Here is an 8,930-nt window from a genome sequence, read left to right on the forward strand (position 1 = left end):
ACACGAGCACAGCGCTCGAACCCAGGTGGTCTTGCCGCTGCCCTGGACCCCGGAGACGACAATGCTCTTGCCGGCCCGGACGCAGGCGGCAAGGAAATCGGCCAGCACGGGTCCGCACGCCTTGCGGTCGTAGACCATCTCGTCCAGGGAGACCGTGCGCAGGCCGTGGCGCCGGATGACGACCGAGGTGTTGGCGGTGACCCACGAGGCGGCGGCCAGGCGGGCGCCGCCCGGCAGGCGCAGGTGAAGGCTGGGCCTGGCCTCGGTGAAGGGGCGGTTCTGGCGGGCTCCGAGATCGGTGAGGAACTCGCGCAGCTCATCCTCGGAGTCGGCGACGGGAGGTGCCGGGACCACGGTGCCGTCGGTCTTCTCCAGCCACACCGAGCAGTCGGGCCCCGAGGCGATGATGATGATGTTCTCGACGTCGGACTCATCGACCAGTGGCTGGAGCCGGCCCAGGCCGAACAGGGCGGCCTCGAGGGCCCTCTTGAGAGCCTTCTCCTCCTCTGTTGTCCACGGGCGGCGGCCTGTGGAGACGAGGCTCTCGGCCTCGGCCTTGACCAGCTCCTCGATGACCTCGATGCCCTTCTGCCGGCGGTCCTCCTCGGTGATCCGGCCGCCTTCCTTGTCCAGTCGGGCAGTCAGGCGGGTGGAGATCTCGGCGCGGTACTGCGCGATCAGGTCCCAGTCCAGGACAGAGTCGCGGGTTTGGTAGGGGTTCGTGTGGTCGACGTACGACTCGTTGACGGTGTCGCTGGGGACGAGCGGGCGCAGGGAGAACTCGGATCGGGTCCGCCCCGGCCGGGCGTCGTCGCTAGCCCAAGCCCCGCCGAAGATCGGCAGGGAGCTCGGATCGTCGTCCTCTGCGATCGGGTTGGCGGGCGGCGCGGCGGGGGCGCCGTTGCTGGTGGCGCGGCCGCGCGCGAAGGGGGAGCGCTGGTCGCGATCGGCGTGCCGTGCCTCTAGCCACTCTTCGGCGCTGAGCGGCTCCGCAGAATTCACGGAGTCGGGCTGGTGTCCGGTCGTGCTCACGCGCGGCCTCCAATCGTGGGGGCGAGTGCAGCCTGGTTGCTGGCGAGGATGGAGTGAATGGATGCCGCGCCGGCCCGGTAGCTGCGCAGCAAGCTGGAGGACTCGAACTTGCGGGGCTTGCGGGTGCCGTGGGAGTAGACCTCGGCGACCTCGGGGTCCCAGTCGACCGAGGCGATCACGGGGATCTGGAGGGCCTTGGCGATCTGGCGGGCGGTGTAGGGCCGGACTCGGGGCACGACCGTTGGCACCGTGGGCCAGCGTCCGTCCTCATCGACGAGGAGAGCACCCAGCCGGGAGAGACCACCCACGGTGGCGAACTGGTCGCGCAGCGCTTTGGCCCAGGACCTGGCGCCAGCCAGCGCTGGCAGCGAGTTCCGGGTGACCAGCAGGGTCAGGTCGGAGGCGGCGATCAGCGGTTGGGGCCAGCCGACGAGGCCGATTCGGCCGGCGTCGACGATGACGTCTTGGCCGTTGCGGTGCAGTGACCGCAGCTGCTCGGCGAGGGGCTCCCAGAGCGGCAGCATGCTGGGGGCCTGTTCGTGGGAGCGGATGCCGGGCAGAAACCACGCCGACTTCTCAGCCGGGGCGTCCGGGTCGAGGATGAGGGTCTCGCGCGGGAGGGCCTCGACCAGAGTGCCGTCGCGCTGCGCGAGGGCGAGGTTGATCAGGCCGCCGGTGGGCTCCTGGGCGCCGCGGAAGTAGCCAGCGAAGACGCCCGAGGCTCCGTCCGGCGAGGCTTCGACCAGGAGTACGGGCCGGTGCCAGTTCAGGGTGAATGCGAGCGCCGTGGTGGTGACGCCTGGAGATCCACTCGCGGAGGCCAAGACGATCAGCGCCAAGGCTCAGCGCTCCCGGGTGTCGAGGACGAGCGCGACGCGGCCGGTGGCGGCGCGCGCTGCGAGGTCGGCCGACTTCTCCTTCGGGACCGAGACGTTGACGACGGTCTCCCCCGTCTCCTCCACGCGGCTAACACCAACCACAGTGGCCTCGATCGTGACAGGCGTCTGCTCGGTGACCTCGCCCTGGTCGCCGGGGGTGGTGACGATTCGGACGGTGTCGCCGGAGTACAGGGGCTCTGAGGGCATCTGAGCCGGCGTGAGACTGATGCCGACGAGGGACTCCCCCTCCCCCGGCACAAGGTTCTCGGTGACCTGTTGCTCGGAGAGCAGCGTGCCGGCCCACAAGTCGACGGCCGCGCGGCTGCCCTCGATGCTCGACTTCTGGCTGCCGCTGATCGGCGTGAGCGCGGGGTCGATGCTCACGCGAACGACCGTGAGGTCCCCCGGCTCGATGGTCTCTCCTCGCGCGATGTCCCGGTTCACGACGAGGACCTCCTGGGTGTCGCTGACCGAGGTGTAGGCAAACGCGGCGCCAAGCGCCCCGGCGGCGACCAGTACCGCGCAGAGCGCGAACACCAAGGGCCGACGGCGCTTCTTCGCCCGGGCGGTGGCCTGCTCGCGACCGACCGTTTCCTTCGGGGCAGCCGGCGCCGGGCCGCTCGGCGGCGGCGGGCCTCCAGCTGCGGTCTGTGAGGTGGTGTCCAGCGACATCAGTCCGAGTCCTCTCGTCTCTCGATCACCTATGTGTCAAGACGGGCCGGGGCGATCACCATGACCCAATTCCATAGGAACACACTAGTGCAGTCTTATCGAGTTCTGGTTTCTCCACAGGGGGCGGAATCCGAGAAGTCATCGCCAGAGTCCTCTGCAGGAGGGGTCGCGGCCCAAGTCCCCCGATGGAACTGAGCGTCAGCGCGGCCGAACGTGCGGATCCATGAGACCACATTCGTCCGGGTTTCTCCCGTGCCGATTCTGCCCCTCGTGTCCAGCGGCAATCATCCGCGCAGGTACTCAGCTACCGAGGCTTGGTCCGGCCCTGCCGCCGTCGGCGGAGGCGCTGCGCTTCATTGAACGCCGCCGCGACGACATCGGCCGGTTCATGGAGAACGCGCCCGAGTGCCTCGAGCGTGGAGGGCCCGGGCAGCCGGGTCCATCGACCTTGCTCCCAGGAGTAGTACGTCGGTGCCGACAGATTCGTCCGGGCGACGAGCTCGGGCACGGTCAAGCCAGCCTGCAGGCGCAGCGCCCTCAGATCGGGGACCTCGCCGTCAAGGTGGATCAGCCGGAGCGCCGGGAGGTCGAGGGCGCGAGCGAGCTTCACCAGGAAGTCGGGCCGCGGTACGGAGGTACCGAGTTCCCAGCGTGAGACGCGCTCTCCCCCAGCTGCGCCGACGAGTCGCGCCAGCTCGTGCTGGGTCAGACCCGCCTTCTCTCGGGCAGCCCGCAATGCTGAGGGATCGACTCCGGAAACCATCGCCGCCGAACACTATCTGCAGGCCCTCGGCGATCTTCGTCAAGGTCCGCACACAGAGCAGGGCACAGTTCGAACCCGCTGACGACGGTTGCTCGCACGCACCCCTGACCACCCAAGGCACCACGCTACGGAGTTGGCGTGTTCGCGCTGTACGTGCGCGAGGGAGCTTCGGCCGCTGTTGATCGCTCCCAACCTCGTGCGTGACTTAGGTGACCAGGAAGCGAGGTGGACCATGAGCACAGCCCCAACTGAGAACCCGGGTCCCGGTGTCGTCACTTTCACTGCGCGCGGCAACGCCGCGCTCGACCATCTGGCCGCCTCCCTGGCGGCCGAGTGCGACGGCTCCCCAACGAGCATCGCCGACCTCCTTGAGCATGTTCTGGAGGCCGACGTCGAGGACCTGGCCGAATCTCTCAGCGAGGCCGCCCGGACGCCGGTGCGAGATAGCCGTCCCAGTCGCGACGTCGAAGAGGTCGGTCCCGCGGCCGAGAGTCCGGACGGCGCGGCCCGCCGTCGTCTCACGGCCCGTGCACCGCTCGCCGGCGGCGCGGCCGACGCGGCCGGCAACGGCATCACCCGTTGAGCAGCGCGCCGCGGGCATACAGGTCGTTACACATGGCTGACGTGTAACAAGATGTATGGGAGATCCTGATGCTGCCGAACCCCTACTCCCCGGGCGAGCTGCCCCGGGTGCTGGCCGGCCGGGGGGAGCAGCAGAACCGCATTCGCGGCTACCTGAGCCGGATCGGAACCTACGGCGAGATGGGTGGTCCGCTCCTGGTCTTTCAGGGCCCGCGTGGTGTCGGGAAGACCTCGCTCCTGCGCGAGGCACAGCGCGACGCTGAGGGGCACGGATTCATCACCGCCTGGGTCTCCTGTCGACGCAACGCCCCGTTCTTGCCGGACCTGGTCAGCCGGATCGGGAAGGCGATCGAGACTGCCGACATCCTGCCCCGCGCCGAGAAGGGACGGTGGGGTCTCCGCCTGGAGCGAATCGGCGTGGAGATCGGCGTGCCCAGCGTCGTGAAGGTGAGCGCCTCGGCGTCGGCGGACCGCTCCGAAGGCGACGCGCCGCGAGGCGCCCGGATCTCAGCCCTCGAGGACCTCCTGCACGAGACGAGTAGGCAGGTGCGCGGCCGCGGCGGCGCGGGCCTGGTCGTCTTCGTCGACGAACTGCACGCCGCTGCGCGCGACGACCTCGCGGTCCTGCTCAACGCGATGCAGAACCTGGCCGGGAAACGGGAAGACAACCCCTTCGCCGTGATCGGCGCCGGGCTGCCCTCGGCGCCCGCTGCCCTGGTCAAGGCGGCCACGTTCGGGGAGCGCAGCACCTTCCTCACCCTCCCACGACTTCAACCCGCGGCCGCGGAGACGGCGGTGGCCGAGCCCGCGGACGACCTGGGAGTTCACTGGACCTCCCAGGCACTGCAAGCGGTCGTGGCGGAGGCCCAGGGCTTCCCTTACCTGCTGCAGGTTCTCGCACACGCCACCTGGGAGGCGGCGCGCCCACCACGTGAAGGCGTTGTGCTCGACATCGACGACGTGAACGCCGGGCTTCCGGTCACCGACGACCAGCTGACCACCATGTACTCCGCACGTTGGGCGGCCGCGAGCGATCTGGAGAAGAAGATCATGGCCGTCATGGCGGAGGCTGGCAGTACGACGGTGACGCGCGCGGAGATCGCCGCGGCGCTCGAGCGACCCACCCAAGCGCTGGGTGTTCCCCGTGAACGCCTGATCGACAAGGGCATCATCGAGCCGGTCGGGCACGGCGAGCTCCGATTCACCATGCCCGGCTTCGACCGCTACATCCGGGAGACGCTGGCCACCGGAGCGCCCTCGGACGCCACGGACCCGGCGCCAGGCCGGCTCGGTGCCGGCCGCCGGCGGCGCGAACTCCCGCCCGCCTCCGACGGCGGTCACGACACGCCGCCGCTGTAGAGCCCACGGCGAGCTTGGCGACGCAGAACCGCCTCGAGGTCGGCGATGCCATTCGCCGATTGGCGTCGGTCGCGCCACCTCGGCGAGGTCGCCGAGGTGATCCCGCCCGACGACCCTGGAGGGAAGCACTTCCCGGTTTATCCACAGCCGAGCGCTCGCGCCAGGCGAGGGCCGGCGCGATCAGCGAGACTCGACGCATTGACCCCATCGGACCGAAGGAGCAGCTGGTGGACGACACTGACAGGCGCGAGGCAACGGGGCACGCGAATGCGGCCCGCGAACACGTCTACGGCTTCAACCGGATCACGATGTGGGAGCGGGACCAGATCCCGGCCGAGACGTCTGACCAGCTCGCCGAGTTCGCCGACATCGCGGCCGCGCTCCCCCAGGCGTTCTCGCAACTGTCCAACACGCTTGAGCAAGCACTGGTCAACCAGGTGCTCAGCATGGACTCGATGACCGACGAATCCGATCCGTCCATGGCCATCGGCGTCGCGCGACTCCATCTGGAGGAGGCGCGCGGCCTCGCGGTCGACGTCCACAAGCACCTCGACGCCGCCCGCAACGCCACCGCCCACATCATCAGCCAGGGCGTCGCCGACGGCCAGGAGTCGATGACGTGGGACAAGCCCTGACCCTGCGACAGCGGTCGTAAGCCCGGCCCGGATCCAGATTTCTTCCCACCGGGTGATCGCCCGGGCGGAGCGGTCTTCCTTTGGTGACTGAGACATGTCCCCAGTCCACCAAGGAGCTGTCCGTGAGCAAGCCCATCGATGCACCCAGCGGTGCGCCCGACCGTGACCCTGTCCAGGAGGTCCGTGCCCACCTCGAGCAGGCCCTGGCCTCGCTCGACCGGCTGCACGTGGTCCTGCCACCAACGAGTCGCACGCCCCCGCCCGACGTCGGAGGCGGTGAATCGGCATGACCGCCACCGACACCAGGCTGCGCGCGGCCGACGCCGTCTTCGTCGCCGAGCAGGCCGTGAGCCGCGCCCGACGGGTGGTCGAGGAGCTCCAGACCACGGTCACCTCCGCGCTCCGCGTGCTCGACGACGCCGAGCTCGACTCAGCCAAGGCGAGACTCACCGACCGCGGTGACTTCTACCTCGAGGCGGCTGGCGAGCACCTGGGTCGACTCCAGACCCGCTGCAACGACATACCGGAGCTGACCCGCGAGCTACTCGGGCACCTCAACCGCGCTTCGGAGTCGCTCATCGAGGCCCGCGGCTTCCTCGACCTGGCGGACACCTCCGATCCCGTCGTCGCGGGCGACGTCGCGCAGCTCAAGCCACGCATCGCAATCGTCGGCGAGATGGTCGCGCTCGCCAAGCCGGTGGCGCAGCTCGCCGCCCAGCACGTCGACCGCGCGCACCGAGCCAGCCAGGACGTCACTACGCCGACGCTGCTCGAACCGGTCACCCTGGACCGCAGCATCCGCACTGCCGGCAAGGAGCTCGGCCGCGCGGATGAGGACGTTCGCTTCCTCGGGGACGTGGTCGACCACGCTGCGACCAGCGCCCGGCAGTCGGCCGCCATCGCCGCCGAGATCTCCGACAACGCCCGCCGCCGGATGTCCGAGCACGGCCGGGACCCGGCTACCAGCGCCGCCGCCCCGGCCGCCGGGTCCCCAGCTCGGTAGGGCGGGAGCCGGACAGTCGCGCAACTGCCGACCACCAGGTGATCGCCCCCACCCCTGGGTCGGACTTAGGAGACCAGGAGGACTGGCGCAGCCGGTGCCGGTCCGTGGGATCCACTGGGAGTCACCATGAGCGACTACGCCGCTCGCGAGGAAGCAGCACTTGAGGAAGAGGCCCGCCAGCGCGCCGAGGAGATCCGGGCCACCGAGGAAGCCGCCGCGCAGGGCGCGACCGCCGACACCGGCCCCTCCCCCGACGCCGAGATCGCGCAGGTCCAACGATCGGGCCGGCAGCACGACCACACCGACACCGCCGCCTACCAGCGCCCCCAGCTCGGCCGCCGCCGCGGCACGCGCCGATAGGCCAGGAGGTGTCAGCGATGACTGCCCCGATCACCCCGGCCGCCCCCAGCCAATCGACCCTGCGATGGGTCGCCTGCTCGCACAGGCTCGGCCCGCTGCCGTGCATGAACCACAAGCCGCACGTAGGGGACGGCCGCGGCTGCGTCCACCACTCCACGTCCGGCTTCCAGGACGACGACTAGGCGCGTGGACTGCCCACGCGCGGCTCAGCCGGGGACCAGGTGCAGCCGCGGCCGCTGAGGCGGCTCCGCTGCCGCCTCGAGGCGTTGCAGCCGCTCGAGCGTCATCGGATGCCCGTAGCGACGCAGCAGCCCCGCCAGCACCCCGCCCAGCCCGAGCTCGGCCACCAGCTGGTCCGCAGCAACCTCCCCGCGGACCTCGATCACGCGGCCAGCCGCCGGCACCAGGTAGGTCAGCGCGATGACCGCCCCGCCCAGCAGCCCCGGCCAGGTCCGGCCCTCAGCGACCGACTGCACCACGCAGATCACGCCCACGACGCCGCGCAGCGTCCAGGCCACCCGCATGAACGGCAGCCAGGCAAACGCCCGACCCACACCGCGGAACGTGGCCACCACCATCCGCCAAGGCGTCGTGGCCGCCAGCACCGCAGCCTCCAGCCGCGGCCGGATCACCCGGCGCCGGCCCACGGCATGCGCAAGCACCGCCACAGCCTCCGCGCCGGTCACGCCGCCACGGTAGGTCCCCTCCACCAGGCCCGGCGTGATGACCACCGCCCGGTGCCCGATCGCCAACGCCACCGGCGTCTGCGGATGCTGCACACGACGCACGTACAGGGAACCGACGTCGATGCCATAGCGACCCAGCTCAGCCAGGACCGGCGCCATCACCCGGAACTCGGCCTCTGTCGCTGGCCGCGACCGAGTCAGCAACCCGATCGCTACCACCTCGAGCTGGCCCAGTGCCAACGCGCCCAGCACGGCCGCCGAGGCCAGGAACAGCACCAGGCCCAGCGCCGGCGGGAGCAGCGCGAACACCACCACGGCGAGGACGAAGCTCACCAGCAGCGCAGGCCCGAGGGTCACGACCCTCAGCACCGTCATCGGGACCTTCATCTCGACCACCTCCATCGGTCAGCACTAGTGCGAATCTCTCGGCTTTGCCGCGGGGTGATCGTCCGACGATCTCCGCGCGACCTAGGTGAACGAGACCAGTTTGTGCCCAGCCGCCGACACCAACGGAGTTATCCACAGCCCCAATCCACGCCAGAGCAGGGACCGGCCCCGCCATGGGTTCATGGACCAGACCCGATCCCGGACCACTCCGACCGAAAGGAACCACCCCGTGCACACCCTCACCGCCGATGACACCTGGGACCGCCTCGGCTCCATCGCCCATTTGCTCCACCAGGCCGCCACCCGCGTCTGGGAAGGGGCAGAGCCCGACTCACCGCTGCAGTCCCTCGGTCTCGGCGTCTACCTGGCACAGGCGCAGGCCAGCTCACTCCTCCCCGAGGACTACCAGCTGCCCGACGTCGACCAGGAGGACCTCGATGGGCAGAGCGCGCTGCAGCTGCTCACGGCCGCGGAGGAGCTCACCCGGCCACTCCCGGCCCACCGCCCCGATCTGATCAACAGCTCCCAGCTGGTCGTCGACCTGTGCGACCTGATCCGGGAGGCACGCGACCT

The 8,930-nt window shown here is 70.2% G+C and carries 11 protein-coding genes and 1 pseudogene; 7 read left to right on the forward strand and 5 right to left on the reverse strand.

Features of this window, described 5'->3' with window-relative positions; translation table 11 throughout:
• The 4 genes and pseudogenes from ACOADB_RS06010 to ACOADB_RS06025 form a co-directional block, all read right to left on the reverse strand.
• Positions 1-1,032: pseudogene (locus ACOADB_RS06010) on the reverse strand (hypothetical protein); the annotation flags it as partial.
• Positions 1,029-1,871 (reverse strand): hypothetical protein, encoded by an 843-nt coding sequence (locus tag ACOADB_RS06015; protein ID WP_378597038.1) that lies wholly within the window; start codon positions 1,869-1,871, stop codon positions 1,029-1,031. The pseudogene ACOADB_RS06010 and the gene ACOADB_RS06015, both read right to left, overlap by 4 nt.
• Before the next feature lie 3 nt (positions 1,872-1,874).
• Complete coding sequence (locus tag ACOADB_RS06020) at positions 1,875-2,582, reverse strand: SAF domain-containing protein (protein ID WP_378597039.1); 708 nt, start codon at positions 2,580-2,582, stop codon at positions 1,875-1,877.
• A gap of 304 nt (positions 2,583-2,886) precedes the next feature.
• A complete protein-coding gene (locus ACOADB_RS06025; protein WP_378597040.1) occupies positions 2,887-3,345 on the reverse strand; it encodes a helix-turn-helix transcriptional regulator in 459 nt (152 codons plus the stop codon).
• 232 nt (positions 3,346-3,577) lie between these two features.
• Between ACOADB_RS06025 and ACOADB_RS06030 the strand changes: the two genes are divergently transcribed.
• The 6 genes from ACOADB_RS06030 (at position 3,578) to ACOADB_RS06055 (ending at position 7,284) form a co-directional block, all read left to right on the forward strand.
• Complete coding sequence (locus tag ACOADB_RS06030) at positions 3,578-3,928, forward strand: hypothetical protein (RefSeq protein WP_378597041.1); 351 nt, start codon at positions 3,578-3,580, stop codon at positions 3,926-3,928.
• 68 nt (positions 3,929-3,996) lie between these two features.
• A complete protein-coding gene (locus ACOADB_RS06035) occupies positions 3,997-5,286 on the forward strand; it encodes an ATP-binding protein (protein WP_378597042.1) in 1,290 nt (429 codons plus the stop codon).
• 227 nt (positions 5,287-5,513) lie between these two features.
• Positions 5,514-5,921 carry a hypothetical protein gene (locus tag ACOADB_RS06040; RefSeq protein ID WP_378597044.1) on the forward strand — a complete coding sequence of 136 codons (408 nt, stop codon included), beginning with the start codon at positions 5,514-5,516 and terminating at the stop codon, positions 5,919-5,921.
• 122 nt (positions 5,922-6,043) lie between these two features.
• Complete coding sequence (locus tag ACOADB_RS06045; protein WP_378597045.1) at positions 6,044-6,211, forward strand: hypothetical protein; 168 nt, start codon at positions 6,044-6,046, stop codon at positions 6,209-6,211.
• Positions 6,208-6,924, forward strand: coding sequence for a hypothetical protein (locus ACOADB_RS06050; RefSeq protein ID WP_378597046.1), 717 nt, complete (start codon positions 6,208-6,210; stop codon positions 6,922-6,924). The genes ACOADB_RS06045 and ACOADB_RS06050 overlap by 4 nt, the downstream gene beginning before the upstream one ends.
• Before the next feature lie 126 nt (positions 6,925-7,050).
• Positions 7,051-7,284 carry a hypothetical protein gene (locus ACOADB_RS06055; RefSeq protein ID WP_378597047.1) on the forward strand — a complete coding sequence of 78 codons (234 nt, stop codon included), beginning with the start codon at positions 7,051-7,053 and terminating at the stop codon, positions 7,282-7,284.
• 206 nt (positions 7,285-7,490) lie between these two features.
• On the opposite strand, the gene ACOADB_RS06060 is transcribed toward ACOADB_RS06055, so the two are convergent.
• Positions 7,491-8,372: a hypothetical protein gene (locus tag ACOADB_RS06060; protein ID WP_378597049.1), complete on the reverse strand. Its 882-nt coding sequence runs from the start codon at positions 8,370-8,372 to the stop codon at positions 7,491-7,493.
• Positions 8,373-8,586: 214 nt separating this feature from the next.
• On the opposite strand from ACOADB_RS06060, the gene ACOADB_RS06065 reads away from it, so the two are divergent.
• Positions 8,587-8,930: hypothetical protein (locus ACOADB_RS06065; RefSeq protein WP_378597050.1), on the forward strand; the 344-nt coding region annotated here is incomplete at its 3' end.

It is taken from the genome of Nocardioides sp. CPCC 206348 (assembly GCF_048654705.1).
Taxonomy (GTDB): domain Bacteria; phylum Actinomycetota; class Actinomycetes; order Propionibacteriales; family Nocardioidaceae; genus Nocardioides.